The sequence below is a fragment of the Pseudomonas sp. PL-6 genome, from assembly GCF_054110165.1.
Genome location: NZ_CM134189.1, coordinates 574,587 through 598,401, shown reverse-complemented (window position 1 = coordinate 598,401; position 23,815 = coordinate 574,587). Strand labels below are relative to the sequence as shown.

General features: G+C 68.8%; 20 protein-coding genes and 1 riboswitch. Of the genes, 12 read left to right on the top strand and 8 right to left on the bottom strand.

Going from position 1 to position 23,815, the window contains the following annotated elements; all coding sequences use genetic code 11:
* Window positions 1-52 precede the first annotated feature (52 nt).
* The 3 genes from ACW9UL_RS02655 to ACW9UL_RS02645 form a co-directional block, all read right to left on the bottom strand.
* On the bottom strand, window positions 53-865 hold the full coding sequence (locus ACW9UL_RS02655) for an aldo/keto reductase (RefSeq protein ID WP_457788765.1): 813 nt from the start codon (window positions 863-865) through the stop codon (window positions 53-55).
* On the bottom strand, window positions 862-2,037 hold the full coding sequence (locus ACW9UL_RS02650) for an NAD(P)/FAD-dependent oxidoreductase (RefSeq protein WP_457788764.1): 1,176 nt from the start codon (window positions 2,035-2,037) through the stop codon (window positions 862-864). Before ACW9UL_RS02650 ends, ACW9UL_RS02655 begins: the two co-directional genes overlap by 4 nt.
* Window positions 2,038-2,105: 68 nt before the next feature.
* Window positions 2,106-2,438: a DMT family transporter gene (locus ACW9UL_RS02645; RefSeq protein WP_021441921.1), complete on the bottom strand. Its 333-nt coding sequence runs from the start codon at window positions 2,436-2,438 to the stop codon at window positions 2,106-2,108.
* A gap of 90 nt (window positions 2,439-2,528) precedes the next feature.
* Between ACW9UL_RS02645 and ACW9UL_RS02640 the strand changes: the two genes are divergently transcribed.
* A complete protein-coding gene (locus tag ACW9UL_RS02640) occupies window positions 2,529-3,416 on the top strand; it encodes a LysR family transcriptional regulator (RefSeq protein WP_021441922.1) in 888 nt (295 codons plus the stop codon).
* Between the two features lie 185 nt (window positions 3,417-3,601).
* Window positions 3,602-4,882 (top strand): lipid IV(A) 3-deoxy-D-manno-octulosonic acid transferase, encoded by a 1,281-nt coding sequence (gene waaA, locus ACW9UL_RS02635; RefSeq protein ID WP_457788763.1) that lies wholly within the window; start codon window positions 3,602-3,604, stop codon window positions 4,880-4,882.
* Window positions 4,883-4,947: 65 nt separating this feature from the next.
* On the opposite strand, the gene ACW9UL_RS02630 is transcribed toward waaA, so the two are convergent.
* Window positions 4,948-6,390 (bottom strand): TolC family outer membrane protein, encoded by a 1,443-nt coding sequence (locus ACW9UL_RS02630; protein WP_122109180.1) that lies wholly within the window; start codon window positions 6,388-6,390, stop codon window positions 4,948-4,950.
* 220 nt (window positions 6,391-6,610) lie between these two features.
* Window positions 6,611-6,717: riboswitch (TPP riboswitch) on the top strand.
* A 96-nt stretch (window positions 6,718-6,813) separates the two neighbouring features.
* On the opposite strand from ACW9UL_RS02630, the gene thiC reads away from it, so the two are divergent.
* The 10 genes from thiC (at window position 6,814) to ACW9UL_RS02580 (ending at window position 18,062) form a co-directional block, all read left to right on the top strand.
* Window positions 6,814-8,697 carry a phosphomethylpyrimidine synthase ThiC gene (thiC, locus tag ACW9UL_RS02625; protein WP_457788762.1) on the top strand — a complete coding sequence of 628 codons (1,884 nt, stop codon included), beginning with the start codon at window positions 6,814-6,816 and terminating at the stop codon, window positions 8,695-8,697.
* A gap of 96 nt (window positions 8,698-8,793) precedes the next feature.
* Complete coding sequence (locus ACW9UL_RS02620) at window positions 8,794-9,393, top strand: NUDIX domain-containing protein (RefSeq protein WP_457788761.1); 600 nt, start codon at window positions 8,794-8,796, stop codon at window positions 9,391-9,393.
* Window positions 9,384-9,836, top strand: coding sequence for a DUF1249 domain-containing protein (locus ACW9UL_RS02615; RefSeq protein WP_021441927.1), 453 nt, complete (start codon window positions 9,384-9,386; stop codon window positions 9,834-9,836). Before ACW9UL_RS02620 ends, ACW9UL_RS02615 begins: the two co-directional genes overlap by 10 nt.
* A gap of 202 nt (window positions 9,837-10,038) precedes the next feature.
* Window positions 10,039-10,854: a 3',5'-cyclic-AMP phosphodiesterase gene (gene cpdA / locus ACW9UL_RS02610; RefSeq protein ID WP_457788760.1), complete on the top strand. Its 816-nt coding sequence runs from the start codon at window positions 10,039-10,041 to the stop codon at window positions 10,852-10,854.
* 61 nt (window positions 10,855-10,915) lie between these two features.
* A complete protein-coding gene (locus ACW9UL_RS02605; RefSeq protein ID WP_021441929.1) occupies window positions 10,916-11,527 on the top strand; it encodes a YqiA/YcfP family alpha/beta fold hydrolase in 612 nt (203 codons plus the stop codon).
* Window positions 11,528-11,542: 15 nt separating this feature from the next.
* Window positions 11,543-13,441, top strand: coding sequence for a DNA topoisomerase IV subunit B (parE, locus tag ACW9UL_RS02600; RefSeq protein ID WP_021441930.1), 1,899 nt, complete (start codon window positions 11,543-11,545; stop codon window positions 13,439-13,441).
* Entirely contained in the window at window positions 13,441-14,424 is a 984-nt protein-coding gene (locus tag ACW9UL_RS02595; protein WP_457788758.1) for an esterase-like activity of phytase family protein, read from the top strand. Before parE ends, ACW9UL_RS02595 begins: the two co-directional genes overlap by 1 nt.
* A 35-nt stretch (window positions 14,425-14,459) precedes the next feature.
* Window positions 14,460-14,945 (top strand): retropepsin-like aspartic protease family protein, encoded by a 486-nt coding sequence (locus ACW9UL_RS02590; RefSeq protein WP_371921475.1) that lies wholly within the window; start codon window positions 14,460-14,462, stop codon window positions 14,943-14,945.
* 7 nt (window positions 14,946-14,952) lie between these two features.
* A complete protein-coding gene (gene parC, locus ACW9UL_RS02585; RefSeq protein ID WP_021443812.1) occupies window positions 14,953-17,202 on the top strand; it encodes a DNA topoisomerase IV subunit A in 2,250 nt (749 codons plus the stop codon).
* Between the two features lie 143 nt (window positions 17,203-17,345).
* The gene (locus ACW9UL_RS02580) at window positions 17,346-18,062 is read left to right on the top strand and encodes a PqiC family protein (protein ID WP_122109187.1); all 717 of its coding nucleotides are present in this window, start codon (window positions 17,346-17,348) and stop codon (window positions 18,060-18,062) included.
* Window positions 18,063-18,222: 160 nt separating this feature from the next.
* Here ACW9UL_RS02580 and ACW9UL_RS02575 read toward each other — a convergent pair whose 3' ends face one another.
* From ACW9UL_RS02575 to ACW9UL_RS02560, 4 genes are all read right to left on the bottom strand, one after another.
* A complete protein-coding gene (locus ACW9UL_RS02575) occupies window positions 18,223-19,434 on the bottom strand; it encodes an acyl-CoA dehydrogenase family protein (protein ID WP_021443814.1) in 1,212 nt (403 codons plus the stop codon).
* A 13-nt stretch (window positions 19,435-19,447) separates the two neighbouring features.
* Complete coding sequence (locus ACW9UL_RS02570) at window positions 19,448-20,719, bottom strand: acyl-CoA dehydrogenase family protein (RefSeq protein WP_457788757.1); 1,272 nt, start codon at window positions 20,717-20,719, stop codon at window positions 19,448-19,450.
* A 187-nt stretch (window positions 20,720-20,906) separates the two neighbouring features.
* Complete coding sequence (gene hldE, locus ACW9UL_RS02565; protein ID WP_122109189.1) at window positions 20,907-22,328, bottom strand: bifunctional D-glycero-beta-D-manno-heptose-7-phosphate kinase/D-glycero-beta-D-manno-heptose 1-phosphate adenylyltransferase HldE; 1,422 nt, start codon at window positions 22,326-22,328, stop codon at window positions 20,907-20,909.
* A gap of 46 nt (window positions 22,329-22,374) precedes the next feature.
* Window positions 22,375-23,811 (bottom strand): PIG-L deacetylase family protein, encoded by a 1,437-nt coding sequence (locus ACW9UL_RS02560; RefSeq protein ID WP_457788756.1) that lies wholly within the window; start codon window positions 23,809-23,811, stop codon window positions 22,375-22,377.
* Window positions 23,812-23,815: the final 4 nt, after the last annotated feature.

Below are 23,815 nucleotides of genomic sequence, written 5' to 3'. Positions count from 1 at the left end.
CAATGGCTCAAGGCGGCTCCGAGCGACAACCCGCCACCGGTAAGCGCAGGTTTCAGCAGATGTCCTGAATCACCGCCGCCGCCGTAGCCACGTTGGCCGCCAGGTGCGCGGGGTTGATGGTACCGACGATGGCGCTGCTGACGCCGGGGTGATCGAAGATCAGTTCGAAGCTGGCGCGCAGCGGATCGACGCCGGCGCCCAGGCAGGCATGCCCGCTGGCCAGGGCCTTCTTGATCAGAATGCCCTTGGCGTGACTGGCAGCGTAGTCCAGGACCGGCTTTTCGCCCTGCTCGTTGAGGTTGTAAGTGACCATCGCACAGTCGCCCTGCTGCAGCGCCAGCAGACCGCCCTCGACGGTCTTGCCGGACAGGCCGTAGGCGAGGATCTTGCCCTCGCGCTTGAGCGCCGCCAGGGTCTCGTACACGCCACTATCGCGCAGCACCGCCAGGTCGTTGCCGTCGGAGTGCACCAGCAGCAGGTCGATGCGGTCGGTCTCCAGGCGCTTGAGGCTGCGCTCCACCGACAGGCGGGTGTGCGCCGGGGAGAAGTCGAAGCGCGACTGGCCGTCGTCGAACTCCTCGCCGGTCTTGCTGACGATCACCCAGGCGTCGCGCTGGCCGCGCAGCAGCGGACCGAGGCGCTGCTCGCTGAGGCCGTAGGCCGGCGCAGTGTCGATCAGGTTGATGCCCAGCTCGCGGGCCTGGCGGATCAGCGCGGCGGCCTGGACATCGTCGGGGATGCGAAAGCCGCTGGGGTACTTCACCCCCTGGTCGCGGCCGAGCTTGACCGTGCCCAGGCCCAGCGGCGAAACCAGCAGGCCGGTGGACCCCAGCGGGCGATGCAGATCGTGCAGGGTGCTCTTCATGGCAACAGCGCCTCCCATACCGGCTGCGCCACGTCCGGGCGCGGCAGCGCCGGCAAGGGCGCATGGCGGCCGGGCTGCACGCCGTCGCGATCCAGCGCGGCCAGCACGCGGTCGGCGAAGTCCGGGGCCAGCGCCAGCTTGGTCGGCCAGCCCACCAGCAGGTGCGGCTGTTCGGCGAGGAAGGCGTTGTCCGGGCGCACCAGGCCGCTCTGCGCCGGCTCGGCACGATCGACGCGCAGGGTCGCCCAACGGGTCTGCGCCTGGTCGACCCAGGGCAGCAGCTCGGCCATTTCCTGCTGCGCGGCGCGGATCTGCGCGGCCTCGTCACGGGCCACGCCGTCGGCCTCGGCCAGGTCGCCGCCGAGGTACCAGACCCACTGGCCGTCGGCCGCCGGATGGCTGGTGACGGTGACCCGCGGCTTCGGCCCGCCGCCCAGGCAGTGGGCGTACAGCGGCTGCAGCGCCGGGCCCTTGGCCAGCACCATGTGCAGCGGGCGCAGTTGCTGTCTGGGCTGTTCGATACCCAGCGCGGCGAGCAGCTCGGCATTGCCGGCGCCGGCGCTGAGCACCACGCGCTGGGCGCGAATCTCGCGACCGTCGACCCGCAGGCCGCGCAGCTCGCCGTCCTCGCGCAGCGGCTCGATCCGCCGGGCCGCCAGCAGGCCGTCGCCGGCCAGCTCGGCCAGACGGGCGATCAGGCTGGGCACGTCGAGCACCAGTTCGGCCAGGCGGTAGACCTTGCCCTTGAATTTCGGGTGCTGCAGCGCCGGCGGCAACTGCTCGCCCTTGACCTGGTCGACCCGGCCGCGCACCGCCTTGCTGGCGAAGAAGCTGGTGAGGTTGCCGGCCAGGGTGCCCGGCGACCACAGGTAGTGGGCCTCGGACAGCACGCGCACGCCGGAGAGATCCAGCTCGCCGCCGCCGGCCAGGGCCTCGCGCCAGCGCCGCGGCATGTCGGCGATGGCCTCGGAAGCGCCGCTCAGGGCGCCATGCAGGGCGTACTTGGCACCGCCGTGGATGATGCCCTGGGACTTCACGCTCTGCCCGCCGCCGAGACTGCCACTCTCCAGCAGCAGGGTGGCGAAACCCTGGCGACGCAGGCGCGCGTTGAGCCAGAGGCCGGCGATGCCGCCGCCGACGATCAGGACATCGGTGCTGAGGGACTGGGACATGAACGGGCCTCGCCGGAAAACAGGGGCGCAAGTATAACCCGCCCGGGCCGGCCTGCCCGAGGCCGCCGTCAGTGGCCGGTGGACTGCGAGAACAGCTGAATCACCAGCACCCCGCTGACGATCAGGCCCATGCCCAGCACCGCCGGCAGATCGAGCTTCTGCTGGTAGAGGAACAGCGCGGCGACGCTGACCAGGACGATACCCAGGCCGGCCCAGATGGCGTAGGCGATACCCACCGGAATGGTGCGCACCACCAGGGTCAGCATCCAGAAGGCGATGGCGTAGCCGCCCACCACCAGCAGCAGCGGCAGCGGCTTGTTGAAGCCGTCGATGGCCTTCATCGAGGTGGTGGCCACCACTTCGGCGGCGATGGCGATGGCGAGGTAGAGGTATCCGGGCATGGCGGCGACTCCTGAGCGATGGCGCGATTCTAAGCTCGTCAGCGATGGGATAAAGTCATTACCAATCTGAATTACAGATAGGTTGACCCCATGAACTGGAACCTCGATCAGCTGCACCTGTTCGTCCGCACGGCCGAATGCCGCTCCTTCTCCGCCGTGGCGCGGGAGGTGGGGCGCGCCCAGTCGGCAGTGAGCACCGCCATCGCCCTGCTCGAAGCCGACCTCGGCGTGCAGCTGTTCGAGCGCAGCAGCGGGCGCCAGCCACAGCTGACCGAAGCCGGTGCGGCCCTGCTGGAGGAAGCCCGCAGCGTGCTGCAGCAGTGCGAGCGCCTGGACGGCCGCGCCTTCGGTCTGGCGCGCGGCGAGGAGGCGCGCCTGCGTCTGGCGCAGGACGAAGCCATGCCCTACCAACCGGTACTGGCCAGCCTGGGGGCGCTGGCCGAGGCCTTTCCCCGGCTCGAGGTGCAGCTGTCCAGCGGTGCCCAGGGCGATGTGGCGCGCAAACTGCTGCAGCGCCAGGCCGACCTGGGCCTGCTGTTTCATCACGAACAGATGCCCAGGGAGCTGGAAAGCCAGCGCCTGGGCACCATCGAGATGGTCACGGTATGCAGCCCGCAGCATCCGCTGGCCGGACGCGCCAGCGTGGAGCGCCGCGATCTGGCCGAACACCGCCAGTTGCTGATGACGCCGCAGGACAGCCACTACCCCGGCGGCGAGCAGATCAGTCCACTGGTTTGGCGCGCCGACAGCTTCTACGTGATGGCCGAGCTGGTGATTCGCGGCCTGGGCTGGGCCTGGCTGCCGCGCCACGTGGCGCAGTACCCGACCTATCAGGGCCACCTGCAGGAACTGCGCAGCGACTGGGCGCCGCTGCCGCTGGTGGTGGAGCTGGTATGCCGCCGCGACGGCGCGCTCGGCCCGGCGGCCAACTGGCTGGCCGACTGCCTGGCGCGCGAGCTACTGCGCCCGCAGGCCTGAGAGCCCCTCCAAACTCTGCTGCGCGTCGGCACTGCTGCGTTAAAAACAGGCTCGGAATGCTCATGTACAAAAGCACACTCCGCTTCCTCGCCTGCTTTTGCCTTGCATTGCTCTAGCTCGCGAGACTTTGAACGGGCTCTAAGTCCACTTCCAGGAGCGGGCCTCGACCGCTAAGCTGCGCGCCCATGAACAGACACCTCTATACCCTGCTGCTGCACCTGGCCCTGCCCCTGATCGCCCTGCGCCTGGCCCTGCGCGCGCGCAAGGCGCCGGCTTACGCGCGACGGATCAAGGAGCGTTTTGCCTTCGCCCTGCCAGCGCTGAAACCGGGCGGCGTCTGGGTGCACGCGGTGTCGGTGGGCGAGAGCATCGCCGCCGCACCGCTGATCCGCGCGCTGCAGGCGGGTTATCCCGACCTGCCGATCACCGTCACCTGCATGACCCCGACCGGCTCCGAACGTATCCAGGCGCTGTTCGGCGATGGCGTGCAGCATTGCTACCTGCCCTACGACCTGCCCTGGGCCGCCGCGCGTTTTCTGCGTCGAGTGCAGCCGCGCCTGGCCGTGGTAATGGAAACCGAGCTGTGGCCCAACCATATCCACCAGTGCGCCAGGCGCGGCATCCCGGTGGCGCTGGCCAACGCGCGGCTGTCGGAACGCTCGGCACGCGGCTACGGGCGCTTCAGGCGACTCACCGCGCCGATGCTCGCCGAGCTGTCGCTGATCGCCGTGCAGACCCAGGCCGAGGCCGAGCGCTTTCTCGCCCTCGGCGCGCGCCGCGACTGCGTCGAGGTGACCGGCTCGATCAAGTTCGACCTGCAGATCGATGCCGGCCTGGTGCAACGCGCCGCCGAACTGCGCCGCGCCTGGCAGGCCGAGCAGCGCCCGCTGTGGATCGCCGCCAGCACCCATGCCGGCGAGGACGAGATCGTCCTTGCCGCCCATCGGCAGCTCCTGGTCTCCAGGCCGGATGCCCTGCTGATTCTGGTGCCGCGCCACCCCGAGCGCTTCAACTCGGTCCATCAGCTGTGCCTGCACCAGGGCCTGACGACGCGCCGCCGCTCCACCGGCGAGGCCGTGCAGGCCGGCGACCAGGTGCTGCTCGGCGACAGCATGGGCGAGCTGCTGTTTCTCTACGCCCTGGCCGACGTGGCGTTCGTCGGCGGCAGCCTGGTGGCCAACGGCGGGCACAACCTGCTGGAGCCGGCGGCCCTGGGCAAACCGGTGCTGAGCGGCCCGCACCTGTTCAACTTCCTCGAGATCGCCGCGCAGCTGCGCGAAGCCGGCGCACTGGGCGAGGTGCAAGGCGCTGACGACCTGGCCGGCGAGGTCGCGGCGCTCTGGCGCGAGCCGGCTCGCAGCGAGCGCATGCGCCAGGCCGGCCTGAACGTGCTCAAGGCCAACCAGGGCGCGCTGCAACGCTTGCTGGCGGGGCTGCAAAGGCTGCTGGAAGGGCGTCGCCCCTAGCCCCTGCCGACCCGCGTCAAGAAAAAGCCCGACACGAAGTCGGGCTTTTGCTTGACGCGGGTGGTTCAGAAATCCGGATCGCCCTGCAGGCGCGCCTCGGCGGCCGAGGCCAGATCCGGCGGCAGGAAATCCTGGTCCGGGTTGTAGTCCGGCTTGAGGAAGCTGCCCAGCGCTTCCAGGTCGGCCGGGCTGAGGGTGCCGGCGGCCTGCTTCAGGCGCAGGTTGTTGAGGATGTAGTCGTAGCGCGCGTCGTTGTAGTTGCGCACCGAGCTGTACAGCTGACGCTGAGCGTCGAGCACGTCGACGATGTTGCGGGTGCCGACCTGGTAGCCGATCTCGGTGGCCTCCAGCGCGCTCTGGTTGGAGATGATCGACTGCTTGCGCGCCTGCACGGTTTCCACGTCGGTATTCACCGCACGGAACAGGTTGCGGGTGTTCTGCACCACCTGGCGGCGCAGGCTCTCGCGCAGCTGCTCGGTCTGGCCCAGGCGCTGGTAGGCCTCGCGCACCTGCGAGCTGGTCAGGCCGCCGCTGTACAGCGGGATGTTCAGTTGCAGGCCGATGGAGCGCTGGGAGACGTCGCCGCTGTAGGTCGGGCTGCCGAAGGTGCCGCTATTGCTGAAGCCCAGGCTGTCGTTATCGCCCTTCTGGTAGCTGGCCACCGCGTCCAGGGTCGGTGCATGGCCGGACTTGCGCTGGCGCAGGGTTTCCTCGGCGGCGTCCACCGCATAGTAGCTGGCCTGCAGGTTGAGGTTCTGCGCGGCGGCGGTGTCGACCCAGGACTTGGCGTCGTTCGGCGTCGGCGCCAGCACCGGCAGGGTATGCACGATGCCTTCGACTGCCGCGTAGTCGCGGTTGGTCAGGGTCACCAGGGCCTCGAAGGCGTCTTCCACCGCGCGCTCGGCGAGGATGCGGTTGGCGCGGGCGGTGTCGAAGCCGGCCTGCGCCTCGAGCACGTCGGTCTTGTCCGACAGGCCGACGTCGAAGCGCTCGTTGGCCTGGTCCAGCTGGCGCTTGAACGCCGCTTCCTCGGCCTTGGTCGAGGCCAGGGTGTCCTGCGCGCGGAGCACGGCGAAGTAGGTCTCGGCGCTCTGCAGGATCAGGTTCTGCTCGGTGGCCGACAGCTCCAGCGCGGCCTGCTCGCTGGTGGCCTCGGCGGCCTGCAGCTGGAACCAGCGGTCGGCGCGGAACAGCGGCTGGCTGAGGTTGGCCTGGTAGGTGGTGCCACTGCGCGAGGCGCTGTTGCTCGGCGAGTCGATCTCGGTGCGGGTGTCGCCGTAGGTGGCGCCCGCCGACAGGTTGGGCAGCAGCCCGGCGCGGGCCTGCGGCACCACTTCCCGGCGCGCCTGGTAATCGGCGCGCGCGGCGGCGATATCGGCATTGTTCTTCGCCGCTTCCTGGTACACGGTCACCAGGTCGGTCTTGCTCGACAGCGGGGCCTCTTCGGCCTGGGCCAGGCCTGCGGCGACAGCGGCAATGGCGACGGCCAGGGAAAGTCTGCGCAACATGAAGGTCGATCCTTGAATGGGCGGTGATGGGCAAGGCTACGGGGCGCCGCGGGCGAGGGTCAAGCGCACCTTGGACGGCATCAGTCTAGCTGGCGGCAAGCTATGTTGCTCGCCGGGAACAATGCCCGGCAGGCGACACTAGCGGTCGTTTTCCGACGCACGGGTCGACATTTTCTGACCCTCGGGTTGGTTTTATCGCTCAAGCTTGATTAGACTGCCCGGGTTCTTGTCGGGGTGCCCCATATGCGGGGCTGAGATTGGCAGCTGCCGGATCCCGTTGAACCTGATCAGGTTAAGGCCTGCGTAGGGAACAAGATGTCCTCGCCAGCGTACCGGCGAGTCCTCTCGGCACCGCCCCATGGTGCGCCTTCGCCCCTCCTCTCTCAGGTTCTGCTCCGACAACCATCCCCGGAGAGAGCCTTGATGAGTGCACAACAACAAAAGAATCTGAGTGAATCGGCTCAGGTCGATCAGCAGTCCGTACAACCCTTTCCCCGTTCGCAGAAGGTCTATGTAGAGGGTTCGCGCCCGGACATCCGCGTGCCGATGCGCGAGATCAGCCTGGACGTGACGCCCACCGACTTCGGTGGCGAGATCAACGCGCCGGTCACCGTCTACGACACCTCCGGCCCCTATACCGATCCGAACGTGACCATCGACGTGCGCAAGGGCCTGGCCGACGTGCGCAGCGCCTGGATCGAGGATCGCGGCGACACCGAAAAGCTGCCGGGACTGTCCTCCGAGTTCGGCCAGCGCCGCCTGGGCGACGCCGAGCTGGCCGCCATGCGCTTCGCCCACGTGCGCAACCCGCGCCGGGCCAAGGCCGGCAAGAACGTCAGCCAGATGCACTACGCCAAGCAGGGCATCATCACCCCGGAGATGGAGTTCGTCGCCATCCGCGAAAACATGAAGCTGGCCGAGGCCCGCGAGGCGGGGCTGCTCAACGAGCAGCACGCCGGCCATAGCTTCGGCGCCTCGATTCCGAAGGAAATCACCCCCGAGTTCGTGCGCAGCGAAGTGGCCCGCGGCCGCGCCATCATCCCCGCCAACATCAACCACGTGGAGCTGGAGCCGATGATCATCGGCCGCAACTTCCTGGTGAAGATCAACGGCAATATCGGCAACAGCGCCCTGGGCTCCTCCATCGAGGAAGAAGTGGCCAAGCTGACCTGGGGCATCCGCTGGGGTTCGGACACCGTGATGGACCTGTCCACCGGCAAGCACATCCACGAGACCCGCGAGTGGATCATCCGCAACAGCCCTGTGCCGATAGGCACCGTGCCCATCTACCAGGCGCTGGAGAAGGTCGGCGGCGTCGCCGAGGACCTGACCTGGGAGCTGTTCCGCGACACCCTGATCGAACAGGCCGAACAGGGCGTGGACTACTTCACCATCCACGCCGGCGTGTTGCTGCGCTATGTGCCGCTCACGGCGAAACGCGTGACCGGTATCGTTTCCCGCGGCGGCTCGATCATGGCCAAGTGGTGCCTGGCGCACCACAAGGAAAACTTCCTCTACACCCATTTCGACGACATCTGCGAAATCATGAAGGCCTACGACGTCAGCTTCTCGCTGGGCGACGGCCTGCGTCCGGGCTCGATCGCCGACGCCAACGACGCCGCGCAGTTCGGCGAGCTGGAGACCCTCGGCGAGCTGACCAAGATCGCCTGGAAGCACGACGTCCAGTGCATGATCGAAGGCCCCGGCCACGTGCCGATGCAGCTGATCAAGGAGAACATGGACAAGCAGCTGGAATGCTGCGACGAGGCGCCCTTCTACACCCTCGGCCCGCTGACCACCGACATCGCCCCCGGCTACGACCACATCACCAGCGGCATCGGCGCGGCGATGATCGGCTGGTTCGGCTGCGCCATGCTCTGCTACGTCACGCCCAAGGAGCACCTGGGCCTGCCGAACAAGGATGACGTCAAGACCGGCATCATCACCTACAAGATCGCCGCGCACGCCGCCGACCTGGCCAAGGGCCACCCGGGCGCGCAGATCCGCGACAACGCCCTGTCCAAGGCGCGCTTCGAGTTCCGCTGGGAAGACCAGTTCAACCTCGGCCTCGATCCGGACACCGCACGCGCCTTCCACGACGAGACGCTGCCCAAGGACTCGGCCAAGGTGGCGCATTTCTGCTCCATGTGCGGGCCGAAGTTCTGCTCGATGAAGATCACTCAGGAAGTGCGCGACTATGCTAAGGAACAGCGTATCGACACCCTCGACCTGGACGCCGAACAGGGCATGCAGGCCAAGGCCGAGGAGTTCAAGGCCCAGGGCAGCCAGCTGTACCAGAAGGTGTAGCCCTCTGGTCATGGAAGCTTGATCTGGCAGCGCTAAGCTCGCTAGTGTGATCGGTAACGGGCCAACTGGCCCGTTACTGCCAGTTGGGGGATGCCTATGGGCAAAGACGACATCGACATCATCGAGCGCGAGGCCTGCTTCCGCGGCTTCTACCAGCTCGACCGGGTGCGCCTGCGCCATCGCCAGTTCGCCGGCGGCATGGGCCCGCAGCTCAGTCGCGAGCTGTTCGTGCGCCACGACGCCGTGTGCGTGTTGCCCTACGACGCGCAACGCGACGAGGTGGTGCTGATCGAGCAGTTCCGCGTCGGCGCCATGGACAAGAGCGCCAACCCCTGGCTGCTGGAGCTGGTGGCCGGCCTGATCGACAAGGACGAAGAACCCGAAGACGTCGCCCGCCGCGAGGCGGTCGAGGAAGCCAACCTGCAGCTGACTGCGCTGTGGCCGATCACCCAGTACTACCCCTCGCCCGGCGGCTCCGACGAGCGCGTGCACCTGTTCGTCGGGCGCTGCAGCAGCGAGGGCGCCGGCGGCGTGCATGGCCTGGCCGAGGAAGGCGAGGACATCCGCGTGCACGTCTGGCCGCTGGCCGATGCCCTGCAGGCGGTGAAGGACGGCCGCATCGACAACGCCGCCAGCATCATCGCCCTGCAATGGCTGGCGCTCAATCGCGACGAAGTGCGGGGGATGTGGTCGTGAACCTGGTGCGCGAGCGCTACCGGGTCGACCTGGTCGAACTGCAGGCCGCCTGCGAGGCCAACTACGCTCGCCTGATGCGCCTGCTGCCGGACATGCGCAGCGAGCCCCAGGCGCGTCGCGTGGCCCTGAGCCAGGGCGACCGCCTGCTCGGCGTGCTCAGCCTGGAAGTGGTCGAAGCCTGCCCCTACACCACCACCCTGCGCGCCCGCCAGGAGCACAGCCTGCCCTGGCTGCCGGTGCCGCAGCTGGAGGTGCGGGTCTATCACGACGCGCGCATGGCCGAAGTGGTCGGTGCCGAGAATGCCCGCCGCCTGCACAGCCGCTACCCTTATCCCAATGCCGCCATGCACCAGCCGGACGAGAAGAGCCAGCTCAACCTGTTTCTCGGCGAATGGCTCAGCCATTGCCTGGCCTGTGGCCACGAACCCCAGCCGGTCATCTGAACCGTCAAGCTTCGCACCGCCCGGCCGATAGCGCGGCACGGCTTTTGTGGCCTGCCATCCCTGGCGGCCACCCTGCGGGCCGTCGCAGGCGACGTCAAAAAACGCTCCTGGCGTTTTTTCTGTGATCTGCGTCCGCTTCGCGGGTTTTCCCTTTAGCGCGGCAACCACCATAATTCACCCGATTGTGCCCTAGGAGACGGTCTTGCCGAGCCTGCCCACCCCTTACGCTGATTCCTCGGTCCTGCTGGTGCAGCTGTCCGACAGCCACCTGTTCGCCGAAGCGGATGGCAAGCTGCTGGGCATGGACACCTGCGACAGCCTGCAGCGGGTGATCGAACGGGTGCAGCAGGAGCAGGCGCAGATCGACCTGATCCTGGCCACCGGCGACCTGTCGCAGGACGGCAGCCAGGCCTCCTACCAGCGTTTCCGCCAGCTCACCGCCGCCATCGGCGCGCCGGCGCGCTGGCTGGCCGGCAACCACGACGAAGTGCCGCCGATGCAGGCCGCCTGCAACGGCAGCGCGCTGCTGGAGCCGGTGATCGACCTCGGTGCCTGGCGCATCGTCATGCTCGATTCCTCGATCCCCGGCGCGGTGCCCGGCTTTCTCGCGGGCAGCCAGCTTGAGCTGCTGGAGCGGGCGCTGAGCGAGGCGCCGCAGCGTCACCACCTGATCTGCCTGCACCACCACCCGGTGTCCATCGGCTGCAAATGGATGGAACCCATCGGCCTGCGCAACCCGGACGCCCTGTTCGCCGTGCTGGCCCGCCACCGGCAGGCCAAGGCCCTGCTCTGGGGTCATATCCACCAGGAATTCGACCAGCAGCGCGGCGGCCTGCGCCTGCTCGCCTCGCCCTCCACCTGTGTGCAGTTCGCCCCCGGCAGCGAGGAATTCCAGGTCGGCAGCGAGGCGCCCGGCTACCGCTGGCTGCGCCTGCATGCCGACGGCCGCCTGGACACCGGCGTATCGCGCGTCACCGGTATTCATTTCGAGGTGGATTACAGCGTCAAGGGCTACTGAAACACCCCCAATCAGCTTGAGGCTTGCAGCTTGCGGCCTCGGACTAGTAGCCTCCCGCCCCATGACCGCATCCATCCTCTATATCCACGGCCTCAACAGCTCGCCGGCCTCGCACAAGGCCAGCCAGCTGAGCCGCGCCATGCGCAGCCTGGGCCTCGACGCCCGGTTGCGGGTGCCGGCGCTGCACCATCATCCGCGCCAGGCCATGGCGCAGCTCGAAGCCCTGGTGGCGGAACTCGGCCAACCCGTGCTGGTGGGCAGCTCGCTGGGCGGCTACTACGCCACCTATCTGGCCGAGCGCCATGGCCTCAAGGCGCTGCTGATCAATCCCGCGGTACGCCCGCACCTGCGGTTCGACGGTTACCTCGGCCCGCAGCAGAATTACTACAGCGACGAGACCTGGGAACTGACCGAAGATCACATCGAGGCCCTGGCCGAGCTGGAGGTGGCGCCCCCCAGCGACCCGGTGCGCTACCGGGTATGGCTGCAGACCGGCGACGAGACCCTCGACTACCGCGACGCCGAACGCTACTACCGGGCCTGCGCCCTGCGCATCCAGGCCGGCGGCGACCACGGTTTCCAGGGCTTCGCCGCCGACCTGCCGATGCTCTTCGCTTTCGCCGGGATCGACGCCACACTCTGGCGCGATACCGACTTTTCCGCACTCATTTGACGAACAAGAGAGCCCATGGCCCAGCAGAACGCCTATAACGCCGACGCCATCGAAGTCCTGTCCGGCCTCGACCCGGTGCGCAAGCGCCCGGGCATGTACACCGACACCACGCGGCCCAACCACCTGGCCCAGGAAGTCATCGACAACAGCGTCGACGAGGCGCTGGCCGGGCATGCCAAGTCGATCCAGGTGATCCTCCATGAGGACAACTCGCTGGAAGTGCTCGACGACGGCCGCGGCATGCCGGTGGACATCCACCCGGAAGAAGGCGTGCCGGGCGTCGAGCTGATCCTCACCAAGCTGCATGCCGGCGGCAAGTTTTCCAACAAGAACTACCAGTTCTCCGGCGGCCTGCACGGCGTCGGTATCAGCGTGGTCAACGCCCTGTCGACCCGCGTGGTGGTGACCGTCAAGCGCGACGGCAACGAGTACCAGATGAGCTTCGCCGACGGCTTCAAGGCCAGCGAGCTGGAAGTGGTCGGTACGGTGGGCAAGCGCAACACCGGCACCAGCGTGCACTTCTGGCCCGACGCCAAGTATTTCGACTCCTTCAAGTTCTCGGTCAGCCGCCTCAAGCACGTGCTCAAGGCCAAGGCCGTGCTGTGCCCGGGGCTAAACGTCAGCTTCGAAGACAAGGCCTCGGGCGAGAAGGTAGAGTGGCTGTATGAAGACGGCCTGCGCTCCTACCTGGTCGACGCCGTCAGCGAGTTCGAGCGCCTGCCCGCCGAACCCTTCGTCGGCAGCCTGGCCGGCAACAAGGAGGCGGTGGACTGGGCCCTGCTGTGGCTGCCCGAGGGTGGCGACGCGGTGCAGGAAAGCTACGTCAACCTGATCCCCACCGCCCAGGGCGGCACCCACGTCAACGGCCTGCGCCAGGGCCTGCTGGACGCCATGCGCGAGTTCTGCGAGTTCCGCAACCTGCTGCCGCGCGGGGTGAAACTGGCGCCGGAAGACGTCTGGGAACGCATCGCCTTCGTCCTCTCGATGAAGATGCAGGACGCCCAGTTCTCCGGGCAGACCAAGGAGCGCCTGTCCTCGCGCGAGGCCGCCGCCTTCGTCTCCGGCGTGGTCAAAGACGCCTTCAGCCTGTGGCTCAACGCCCACCCGGAAACCGGCCTGGCCCTGGCCGAGCTGGCCATCAGCAACGCCGGCCGTCGCCTCAAGGCGGGCAAGAAGGTCGAGCGCAAGAAGATCACCCAGGGCCCGGCGCTACCCGGCAAGCTGGCCGACTGCGCCGGGCAGAACCCGCTGCGCTGCGAGCTGTTCCTGGTCGAGGGCGATTCCGCCGGCGGCAGCGCCAAGCAGGCGCGCGACAAGGAATTCCAGGCGATCATGCCGCTTCGCGGCAAGATCCTGAACACCTGGGAAGTCGACGGCAGCGAGGTGCTGGCCTCGCAGGAAGTGCACGACATCGCCGTGGCCATCGGCATCGACCCCGGCTCCAGCGACCTCTCCGGGCTGCGCTACGGCAAGATCTGCATCCTCGCCGACGCCGACTCCGACGGCCTGCACATCGCCACCCTGCTCTGCGCCCTGTTCGTCCGCCACTTCCGCGCCCTGGTCGACGCCGGCCACGTCTACGTGGCCATGCCGCCGCTGTACCGCATCGACCTGGGCAAGGAGATCTTCTATGCCCTCGACGACGCCGAGCGCGACGGCATCCTCGACCGCCTGGTGGCCGAGAAGCGCCGCGGCAAGCCGCAGGTGACCCGTTTCAAGGGCCTCGGCGAGATGAACCCGCCGCAGCTGCGCGAAACCACCATGGACCCCAACACCCGCCGCCTGGTGCAGCTGACCCTGGACGATTTCGAGGGCACCCGCGAGGTGATGGACATGCTGCTGGCGAAGAAACGCGCCGGCGACCGCAAGAGCTGGCTGGAAACCAAGGGCAACCTGGCCGAGGTACTGGCCTGATGCGCAGGCTGTTGCTGGCACTCGGCCTGCTGGCCGGCGGCGCCCACGCCGAGCCCGCGGCGCTGGAGGAACTGCAGCTGCAGGCCGAATACCCGGTGAGCGAGATGACCGGCGGCAACCTGTCCGGCCTGGCCCAGTGCGGCGAGGCGCTGTGGGCGGTGTCCGACCGCGACGACGCGACCCTCTACCAGCTGCACCGTGAAGACGGCCTGCTGCGCGCCGAGGGCGAACCCTTCGTCGCCCCCGAGCCGCCCGACAGCGCCCTGCCCTGGGGCCTGCGCATGCGCAACTGGGCCGCCAGCCTGGTACGCGGCGGCAAGCTGGATTTCGAGGGGCTGTCCTGCGATGCCCAGGGCAACCGCTACCTGGTCAGCGAGACGCGCGCCGCGGTGCTGCAGGTGGCGCCCAGCGGCAGCGCGCAGTGGCTCAACCTGCCCAGCGGCCTGGTGCGCCAGGCGCGTGCCAGCGGCATGCTGCTGCACTTCAACCAGGGCTTCGAGGGCATCGCCGTCGACCCCAGCGGCGAGCGCCTGTGGCTGGCCGCCGAACAGCGCCGCCGCGGCCTCACCGTGCTGCACCGGCAGAACAGCACCTGGCGCTGCACCGGCGGCTGCGTGCTGATCAGCGAGAGCGGCGAAGAGCCCTCGCCCGCAGCGCTCGGCGGCCGCGCCGCACCGCGCGACTTCGCCGGCCTGGCCTACTTCGGCGAGAAGCTGTTCACCCTCGAACGCCAGGCTCATCGCATCTGCCGCCGCACCCTGAGCAACGGCGAGGCGGAGCTATGCTGGTCGTTCGCCGGCGAAGCGCTCGCCGAAGCGCGTCGCTACCCGCCGAAATACGGCATGGCCGAAGCGCTGTGGATCGACCAGGACGGCGCCTGGATCGGCGTCGACAACGGTAGCCAGACCCGCGCCGACGGCGAGCAACGCCCCCTGGTCTGGCGCTTCAATGCGCCCAAGGGCGGCTGGAGCCGTCGTCCGTGAACGAGCAGACGCCTGGCCGCCGCGCCGGACGGGTGATGTGGGTGCTCGCCTGGGGCGCCGGCCTGCTGCTGGCCACGCATTTCTTCGGCAACTGGGAAGACAAGCAGCGCAACCCCAACCAGGTGCCGCAATCGGTGCAGGGCGAGGGGTTCGTCGAGGTGCGCCTGGCCAGCAGCCGCCAGGGCCATTACCTGGTCAACGGGCAGATCGACGGCCAGGACGTGACCTTCCTGCTCGACACCGGCGCCACCCAGGTGGCGGTGCCCAGCGCCGTGGCCGAGCGCCTCGGCCTGGCGCGCGGCGCGCCGATCGTCATCAGCACCGCCAACGGCCGCGCCACCGGACATCGCACGCGCCTGGCCAGCCTGCGCCTGGGCGATATCGAACTGCGCGACGTCGCCGCGCTGATCGCCCCGGGCATGGACGGCGACGAGGTGCTGCTGGGCATGAGCGCGCTGCAACAACTCGAATTCAGTCAAAAGGGTGGCACCCTGGTGCTGCGCCAATCAACCTTGCAATGAGGCCCGCATGAGCGAATCCCTCGATTTGAGCCTGGAAGGCGTGGAACGTCGGTCGCTGGCCGACTTCACCGAGCAGGCCTATCTCAACTACTCCATGTACGTGATCATGGACCGCGCCCTGCCGCATATCGGCGACGGCCTCAAGCCCGTGCAGCGGCGCATCGTCTACGCCATGAGCGAGCTGGGCCTGGACGCGGACTCCAAGCACAAGAAGTCGGCGCGCACCGTCGGCGACGTGCTCGGCAAGTTCCACCCGCACGGCGACAGCGCCTGCTACGAGGCCATGGTGCTGATGGCGCAGCCGTTCAGCTACCGCTACACCCTGGTCGACGGCCAGGGCAACTGGGGCGCGCCGGACGATCCCAAGTCCTTCGCCGCCATGCGCTACACCGAGGCGCGCCTGTCGCGCTATTCCGAGGTGCTGCTGAGCGAGCTGGGCCAGGGCACCGTCGACTGGGTGCCGAACTTCGACGGCACGATGAACGAGCCGGCGACCCTGCCGGCACGCCTGCCCAACCTGCTGCTTAACGGCACGACGGGTATTGCGGTCGGCATGGCCACCGACGTGCCGCCGCACAACCTGCGCGAAGTCGCCGCCGCCTGCGTACGTCTGCTGGACGAGCCGGGCGCCACGGTCGAGCAGCTCTGCGAGCATATCCAGGGCCCGGATTTTCCCACCGAGGCCGAGGTCATCACGCCCAAGGCCGATCTGCTGAAGATCTACGAAACGGGGCGCGGCTCGGTGCGCATGCGCGCCGTGTACCGCGTCGAGGACGGCGATATCGTGGTCACCGCCCTGCCGCATCAGGTCTCCGGGGCCAAGGTGCTGGAGCAGATCGCCGCGCAGATGCAGGCCAAGAAGCTGCCGATGGTCGCCGACCTGCGCGACGAATCCGACCACGAACACCCGACCCGGATCGTCATCATCCCGCGCTCCAACCGCGTCGACGCCGACGAGCTGATGACCCATCTGTTCGCCACCACCGAGCTGGAATCGAGCTACCGGGTCAACACCAACGTCATCGGCCTCGACGGCAAGCCGCAGGTCAAGGACCTGCGTACCCTGCTGAGCGAGTGGCTGGTGTACCGCGTCGGCACCGTACGCCGCCGCCTGCAGTTCCGCCTGGACAAGGTGGAAAAGCGCCTGCACCTGTTGGAAGGCCTGCTGATCGCCTTCCTCAACCTCGACGAAGTGATCCGCATCATCCGCACCGAAGACCAGCCGAAACCGGTACTGATGGAGGCCTTCGGCCTGACCGAGGTGCAGGCCGACTACATCCTCGACACACGCCTGCGCCAGCTGGCCCGCCTGGAAGAGATGAAGATCCGCGGCGAGCAGGACGAGCTGGCCAAGGAACGCGAGAAGCTGCTGGCCCTGCTCGGCAGCGAAGCCAAGCTGAAGAAGCTGGTGCGCAAGGAAATTCTCGAGGACGCCGAGAAGTACGGCGACGACCGTCGCTCGCCGATCGTCGCCCGCGCCGAGGCCCGCGCCCTGTCGGAAACCGAGCTGATGCCGACCGAACCGGTCACAGTGGTGCTCTCGGAAAAGGGCTGGGTGCGCTGCGCCAAGGGCCATGACATCGACGCCACCGGGCTGTCCTACAAGGCTGGCGACGGCTTCAAGGCCGCCGCGCCGGGCCGATCCAACCAGTACGCGGTGTTTATCGATTCCACCGGACGCAGCTATTCGCTCGCCGCCCACAGCCTGCCGTCGGCGCGCGGTCAGGGCGAGCCGCTGACCGGTCGTCTGACCCCGCCGCCGGGGGCGACCTTCGACTGCGTGCTGCTGCCGGAGGACAGCGCCCTGTACGTGATCGCCTCGGACGCCGGCTACGGCTTCGTGGTCAAGGGCGAGGACCTGCAGGCCAAGAACAAGGCCGGCAAGGCCCTGCTCAGCCTGCCCAACGGCGCCCGGGTGGTGGCGCCCAAGCCGGTGGCCAGCGTCGAGAACGACTGGCTGGCGGCGGTGACCACCGAAGGCCGCCTGCTGCTGTTCAAGGTCGCCGACCTGCCGCAACTGGGCAAAGGCAAGGGCAACAAGATCATCGGCATCCCCGGTGAACGGGTGGCCAGCCGCGAGGAATACCTCACCGATCTGGCCGTGCTGCCCGCCGGCAGCTCGCTGGTGCTGCAGGCCGGCAAGCGTACCCTGACCCTCAAGGCCGACGATCTGGAGCACTACAAGGGCGAGCGCGGCCGCCGCGGCAACAAGCTGCCGCGCGGCTTCCAGCGCGTCGACCAGTTGCTGGTGGAATAAGCGCCGCCCCTACCGACAGGCGGGCAAGGCTGGAGTCGCGGCGCGGTTTGACGGATGATACGCGACCCGGGTTGTCAGGATGACGACCCGCCGGCATGACATGGGATTGATGCGCAGCCGCCCGCAGCGGCTGCCGGGAACGAATGATGACTGTAGTACGCCCCCTGGCCCTGCTTCTGACCACCCTGCTCAGCCTGAGCGGTTGCAGCCTGCTGCAGCAGAAGCCGGTGCCACTCTACCAACTCGACAGCGGCAGTGCCGTCGCCCCGGCCAAGGACAGCGGCATGGCGGTGCTGGTCGGCCCGGTCAGCATCGCCGACTACCTGCGCCAGGAACACCTGCTGCAGCGTCAGGCCGACGGCAGCCTGGTGGCCGCCCGCGATGCCCGCTGGGCCAGCGGCCTGGCCAACGACATCGACCAGCAGTTGCTGCGCCAACTGGCCTGGCGCCTGGACAGCCAGCGCCTGGCCCTGGCACCGGCCGCCCCCGGCTTCAGCGCCGACGCCCAGGTGATGCTGACCATCACCCGCCTCGACTCCGGCCCGCTGGTGCCGGCGGTGCTGGAAGCGCAGTGGCGCCTGCTGGATCGCCGCGGCCAGCTGCGCGACAGCCGCCTGGTGCGCCTGGAGGAGGGCCACAACGGCGCCGTGGCCGAGCAGGTCAAGGCGCAGAGCCTGCTGCTGCAACGCCTGGCCGCCGAGCTGGCGGTGGCCATCCAGCCGATTGCCGTGGCCGAGGAGGCCCCCGCCGAGCCACCGCGCAAGAAGGCCCCGGTGGCCAAGGCCAAACCGCAGGAACCCGGGCCGAAGATTCCGGTGGCCGAACCCATCAAGATCGATACCGAAGTCTTCCGTTTCTAAGCAAAAAGCCCGCAGATGCGGGCTTTTTTGTGCCCTGCCGCCGCACTGCCAGCCAGCAGGTTGGGTTGAGGCGCGTAGCGACGAAACCCGACGGGCCATGTCGCGGACCGTTGGGCGTTGCCGCGCTCGGCGCCAACCTACGGCGTTGCCCAGCGATGCCCTATTTGAGTTCGCTGGAACTCTTGCCCAGCAGGCGCCGGGCGACGATCAGCAGCTGGATCTGCTGGGTGCCTTCGAAGATGTCGAGAATCTTCGAGTCGCGCGCCCATTTCTCCAGCAGTTCGTCCTCGCCGTAACCCAGGGCGCCGGCCAGCTCGACGCATTTGAGCGTCACCTCGCTGGCCACCCGCCCGGCCTTGGCCTTGGCGATGGAGGCCTCCTTGGAGTTGGGCAGCTTGTTGTCGGCCATCCAGGCGGCCTTGAGCGTGAGCAGGCGCGCCGCTTCCCACTCGGCCTCCAGCCGATACAGGGTGGCCTCGGCATGGCTCACGGCCAGCAAGGGCTTGGCATAGTCGAAGCGGCAGCCGGCCTTGACCAGCAGCTCGCGGGTGCGTTCCAGCGCCGCCCGAGCCACCCCGACCGCCATGCCGGCGACCAGCGGGCGGGTGTTGTCGAAGGTTTCCATGACCCCGGCGAAGCCCTTCTGCACGTCGATCTCGGCGTTGCCCAAGAGGTTGGCCGCCGGCACCCGGCAGTCGCTGAAGCTGATCGAGGCGGTGTCCGAGGCCTTGATCCCGAGCTTCTTCTCCAGGCGCGTCACGCTCATGCCCGGCGTGCCCTTCTCGACCACGAAGGACTTGATCGCCGCGCGCCCCAGGCTGCGGTCGAGGCTGGCCCAGACCACCACGGCGTCGGCGCGCTCGCCGGAGGTGACGAAGATCTTCTCGCCGTTGAGCACGTAGTGCTCGCCGTCCTTCACCGCCGTGGTGCGGATCGCCGCCGAGTCCGAGCCGCAGCCCGGTTCGGTGATGGCCATGGCCGCCCAGGTCCTACCGAAGCGCGCCAGCTGCTCGTCGTTGGCCACCGCGGCGATGGCCGCGTTGCCCAGGCCCTGGCGCGGCATGGCCAGGAGCAGGCCGACGTCGCCCCAGCACAGCTCCATCACGCCGAGCAGCGCGGCCAGGTTGCCGCCGTTCTTGACGCCCTCCTGCTGTTCGCGGGCGGCGCCGCGCTTGCTCGCCGAACCGGCGCCGACGGCGTCGGGCGAGCCCTCGTTCATGCCGTCGAGCAGCGCGGCGAGCAGGTCCAGCTCCTTGGGATAGGCGTGCTCGGCCTGGTCGTACTTGCGTGAGATCGGCCGGAAATAGTGCTTGGCCACCTGCTGCGCCTGCTGCTGCAGGCCGCGGAATTTCTTCGGGGTTTCCAGATTCATCGTTGTCACCTGTTCAGAGATGAAGGCCGCCGGCCAGCACGGCCACGCTGCGCAGGTCGCGGTACCAGCGCTCGACCGGGTGCTCCTGGGTGAAACCATGGCCGCCGAGCAGTTGCACCGCGTCGCTGCCGATCTTCATCGCCTTCTCCGCACACAGCAGCCGCGCCAGGTAGGCCTCGCGCCGGAACGGCAGGCCGGCCTCGGCGCGGGCGCAGGCGCGCCACAGCAGCAGGCGCATGGCGTCCAGTTCGATGGCGATGTCGGCGACCATAAAGGCCACGCCCTGGCGATGGCTGATCGGTTCGCCGAAGGCCTGGCGCTCGTTGCAGTAACTGGTCACATAGTCCAGCGCCGCCTGCGCCGTACCGACGGCAAGGGCGCAGAAGGCCAGCGCGGAATGATCGAGAAAGGCCTGAAAATCGAAGCCAGCGCCAGCCAGCCGGCACTCGCCCGGCACCTTGACGCCTTTGAGTTGAATACGCGCCAGGCCACAGGCCTTGAGGCCCATGGCCGGCTCGGCACGGCGGCCGATGCCCTTGCTCGCGGCATCGACGATAAACAGCGCCGGGCCGTCGCCGGCCTGGGCGCTGACGATCAGCCGGCTGGCCTCCAGCCCGCCCAGCACCAGGACCTTCTCGCCGTCGAGCAGATAGGCTTTGCCGCGTTTGCGCGCGCGCGTGGCGGGCCCCCGCGGGTCGCTCAGCACGCCCGGCTCGCCCACTGCGAGGGCGAAGGGTTGCGCCCCCGCCTCGCTGACGAAGGCCGGCAGCCAGGCCGCCTGTTGGGCCGGCGAGCCCCAGCGGCGGATGCAGTTGGCCGCCGACAGCGGCAGCAACAGCGCGGCGGCCAGGGAGAAGTCGCCCCTGGCCAGGCTTTCGCCGATGAGCGCGTTGCTCAGCACGGTGCGCGCCCCGGCCAGGCCGCCCTGCGCCTCGCCGACGCCATAGTGGGCCAGGCCCAGCTCATGGACCTGACTGCGCAGCGCCGCCGGCACCCGCGCCTGGGCGTCGGCCTCGTGCGCCAGCGGGCGCAGCACGTCCAGGGCGAAGCCCTGGAGCATCTCCACCAGCATCTGCTGCTCGTCGGAAAGCGACAGGTCGAACAGCTCGTCGGCCGCCGCCGGACGCGGCGTGCGCGTCTTGCCGGCGGCCAGACGGAAGCTGGCGCGGCTGCCGCTGTAGACGAGTCTTTCGAAGGGTTTGCGCAGCTTGAGGCGATCCGGCCAGTCGGCCTGGGCCAGCTTGCTCAGTACGCTCAGGGCCTGGCCCTGCATATCGACGGTCATGGCATCTCGCTCCACATGGGGGATGCCATCGATGATGCGCCGCCGGCTGGCGAGCGCCTATGACCCTCAAGCCACGAGCCGTCGGCAATCGGGTCAAGCCGTCACACAGAGGAACGTAGGGTGAGCATGGCGCCCGCCTTGCCCACCGCCAGCGGTGGATTGGTGGACAGGCCTTAGGCCTGTCAGCCTATTTGTTGCGGATCTTCTCGACTATGGCGGTGGTCGAGCTGTTCTCCACCAGGCCGAGCACGCGCACCTCGCCGCCATATGCCTGGACGATATCGGCGCCGACCACCTGGTCGATGCCGTAGTCACCGCCCTTGACCAGCACGTCCGGCTGCACCTGCTTGAGCAGGCGCTCGGGGGTGTCCTCGGCGAAGCTCACCACCCAATCCACCGCGCCGAGGCCGGCGAGCACCGCCATGCGCCGGTCCACCGCGTTGATCGGCCGGCCCGGGCCCTTGAGGCGGCTGACCGAGGCGTCGTCGTTGATCGCCACGATCAGGCGGTCGCCCTGGGCGCGCGCCTGCTCCAGGTAGGTCACGTGGCCGGCATGCAGGATGTCGAAGCAGCCGTTGGTGAAGACGATCTTCTCGCCGTGGGCGCGGGCGTCCTCGATCGCCACCAGCAACTGGTCGAGGCTCAGTACGCCGCGCTCGGAGCCCTCCTCGCGCTGCACCGCGCGGCGCAGCTCGGGGGCGCTGATGGCCGCGGTGCCGAGCTTGCCGACCACGATGCCGGCGGCCAGGTTGGCCAGGGCCACGGCCTGCGGCAGCTCCTCGCCGGCGGCGATGGAGGCGGCCAGGGTGGAAATCACCGTGTCGCCGGCGCCGGTGACGTCGAACACCTCGCGCGCCCGCGCCGGCAGGTGCAGCGGCGCGTGGTCCGGGCGCAGCAGGGTCATGCCGTGCTCGCCGCGGGTCACCAGCAGCGCGCCGAGTTCCAGCTCACGCATCAGTTTGGCGCCCTTGCTGACCAGCTCGGCCTCGTCCTTGCAGCCGCCGACTATGGTCTCGAACTCGTGCAGATTGGGGGTGATCAGGCTGGCGCCGCGGTAGATGGAGAAGTCCTTGCCCTTGGGGTCGGCCAACACCGGGATGCCCCTGGCGCGCGCGGCCTGGATCAGCACCTGGTGGTTCTGCAGCGCGCCCTTGCCGTAATCGGACAGCACCAGCACCTTGACCCCGGCGAGCAGTGCCTCGACCTGGCGCGCCAGGGCCTGGGTGTCGGTGGCGAAGGGTTCTTCGAAGTCCATGCGCAGCAGCTGCTGGTGGCGGCTCATGACCCGCAGCTTGACGATGGTCGGCTGCTCGTCGCGGCGCTGGAAGTGTGCCTCGACGCCGGCGGCGGCCAGGCTGTCGGCCAGGCTGTCGGCCGCCTCGTCCTCGCCGGTGACGCCGACCAGCAGCGCCGGCGCGCCGAGCGCGGCGATGTTCAGCGCGACGTTGGCCGCGCCGCCCGGGCGATCCTCGATCTGCTCCACGCGCACCACCGGCACCGGCGCCTCCGGCGAGATGCGCGAGGTGCCGCCATGCCAGTAGCGGTCGAGCATGACGTCGCCCACCACCAGGACGGGGGCTTGATCGTAACGGGGCAGGGTCAGCTTCATGGTGGCTCCGGAGCGTCGAAAACGCCGCGGATCATAACATAGCCGCTCAGTCGGCCCGCGACTCCCGCACGCCGGCGCGACGCACCCAGAACAGCTCGTGACGACGCACCGCCTTGCGGAAGAAATCGTCCTGCCCCACCTCCGGCCAGCGCCGCCCGACCAGCAGCCACTGGATGAGCCGGCGCAGGCGCTTCTTCAGCGGCAGGGGGGTCTGCAGGTCGTGCTGCATGGCCAGGGCCTGGGTCTTGTCCAGCCGTGCCCCCGCATCCAGCAGCGGGCTCCACAGGCCGTCCGCCGGCAGGGGTTGCTGACGCGGCGGCAGCGCCACGCCGGCGCCGACCGGGCCCATGGGCCAGCGATCGTTGTCATAGAGGTGATTGGCGTAGAGCAGGCGCACCTCGGGGCACCAGCCGGCGAGCGCGACGGCCTCGTCCAGCGCCTGGCTGGCCTGGATATGGTCGGGATGGGGATCCAGTTCCGGGTGGGGCAGCACCACCACCTCGGGGCGAAAGCGCTTGAGCAACGCCGCGAGGTCACCCACCAGGTTGTGCCAGCTGGGCGTGCCGTCGACGTCGCCCGGCAGCGCCAGGGGGTTGAACCGGCGCACGCTGCGGATGTCCGACTCGCCGGACTCCAGCGACGGAAAGGCCCGGTGCGGCTCGGCGCGCATGGCCGTCAGTTGCAGGCAGTAATACCCCAACTGCACGCAGCGGCTCGCCGGCACGCCGCCCCAGAGCGGCACGCTGAGGCTGCTCCAGCTGCGCAGACGGCCCTTGAGGCGAGCCGCAGCCGCCTTATCGAGCCCCATGCGGCGATAATGCTGGGCCTCGACCTCGCCCTGGGTGAGGGTGACGATGCTGACCTCCGCACTGCGGCTGTAGAGGCCGAAGGCGGCGAGCTCGGCATCGTCGGCATGGGGGGCGATGATCATCAGGCGACGCGCGGCATAGTCCGGATTGCGGAAGGCATACAGGCTGACCTCCGCGCCCAGTCGGCAGAAGCGTCCGCGCAACTGCACGCGCCCCTCCCGGAGAGCCGGCAGCAGACCGGACAGGTTGAGGTAGCGACAGCCTCGCACACCGCGCTCGAAGTCCTGACGATCGCAGGGCTGGCCATCGCGAATCAGCACATGGGGATCCAGCCAGCGCCCCAGCCAGGTGCTGCGCACCTGCACCGCGAGGATCAGGGTGTCGGCCTCGGCCGGCAGCTGGGCGAGGTCCAGCTGCAGCCGCCCCTTTTCCAGACGGCCGGCCAACTGCGGCGCCGAGTCGGGGAAGGCGTAGCGATAGTCCTCGCGCGGCGAATAGAAAAGGTGGTCGGCGAACCAGGCCTCGTGGGCGATCCAGGCCAGCACCAGAAACACCGGCAGGCTGTTCCAGCCGGCAAACCAGTCCAGCGCCACCAGCACCAGCAGCGCCGCGACCATGAACAGCCGCTTGCCGCGCCGGTGACGGCGCAGCAGTTGTTGTTTGCGTGTATCCATTCAC

Coding starts and splice junctions, on each gene's coding strand:
- ACW9UL_RS02655 (WP_457788765.1), bottom strand. CDS start 865: ATGAAGAGCACCCTGCACGATCTGCATCGCCCGCTGGGGTCCACCGGC.
- ACW9UL_RS02650 (WP_457788764.1), bottom strand. CDS start 2,037: ATGTCCCAGTCCCTCAGCACCGATGTCCTGATCGTCGGCGGCGGCATC.
- ACW9UL_RS02645 (WP_021441921.1), bottom strand. CDS start 2,438: ATGCCCGGATACCTCTACCTCGCCATCGCCATCGCCGCCGAAGTGGTG.
- ACW9UL_RS02640 (WP_021441922.1), top strand. CDS start 2,529: ATGAACTGGAACCTCGATCAGCTGCACCTGTTCGTCCGCACGGCCGAA.
- waaA (WP_457788763.1), top strand. CDS start 3,602: ATGAACAGACACCTCTATACCCTGCTGCTGCACCTGGCCCTGCCCCTG.
- ACW9UL_RS02630 (WP_122109180.1), bottom strand. CDS start 6,390: ATGTTGCGCAGACTTTCCCTGGCCGTCGCCATTGCCGCTGTCGCCGCA.
- thiC (WP_457788762.1), top strand. CDS start 6,814: ATGAGTGCACAACAACAAAAGAATCTGAGTGAATCGGCTCAGGTCGAT.
- ACW9UL_RS02620 (WP_457788761.1), top strand. CDS start 8,794: ATGGGCAAAGACGACATCGACATCATCGAGCGCGAGGCCTGCTTCCGC.
- ACW9UL_RS02605 (WP_021441929.1), top strand. CDS start 10,916: ATGACCGCATCCATCCTCTATATCCACGGCCTCAACAGCTCGCCGGCC.
- parE (WP_021441930.1), top strand. CDS start 11,543: ATGGCCCAGCAGAACGCCTATAACGCCGACGCCATCGAAGTCCTGTCC.
- ACW9UL_RS02595 (WP_457788758.1), top strand. CDS start 13,441: ATGCGCAGGCTGTTGCTGGCACTCGGCCTGCTGGCCGGCGGCGCCCAC.
- ACW9UL_RS02590 (WP_371921475.1), top strand. CDS start 14,460: ATGTGGGTGCTCGCCTGGGGCGCCGGCCTGCTGCTGGCCACGCATTTC.
- parC (WP_021443812.1), top strand. CDS start 14,953: ATGAGCGAATCCCTCGATTTGAGCCTGGAAGGCGTGGAACGTCGGTCG.
- ACW9UL_RS02580 (WP_122109187.1), top strand. CDS start 17,346: ATGATGACTGTAGTACGCCCCCTGGCCCTGCTTCTGACCACCCTGCTC.
- ACW9UL_RS02575 (WP_021443814.1), bottom strand. CDS start 19,434: ATGAATCTGGAAACCCCGAAGAAATTCCGCGGCCTGCAGCAGCAGGCG.
- ACW9UL_RS02570 (WP_457788757.1), bottom strand. CDS start 20,719: ATGACCGTCGATATGCAGGGCCAGGCCCTGAGCGTACTGAGCAAGCTG.
- hldE (WP_122109189.1), bottom strand. CDS start 22,328: ATGAAGCTGACCCTGCCCCGTTACGATCAAGCCCCCGTCCTGGTGGTG.
- ACW9UL_RS02560 (WP_457788756.1), bottom strand. CDS start 23,811: ATGGATACACGCAAACAACAACTGCTGCGCCGTCACCGGCGCGGCAAG.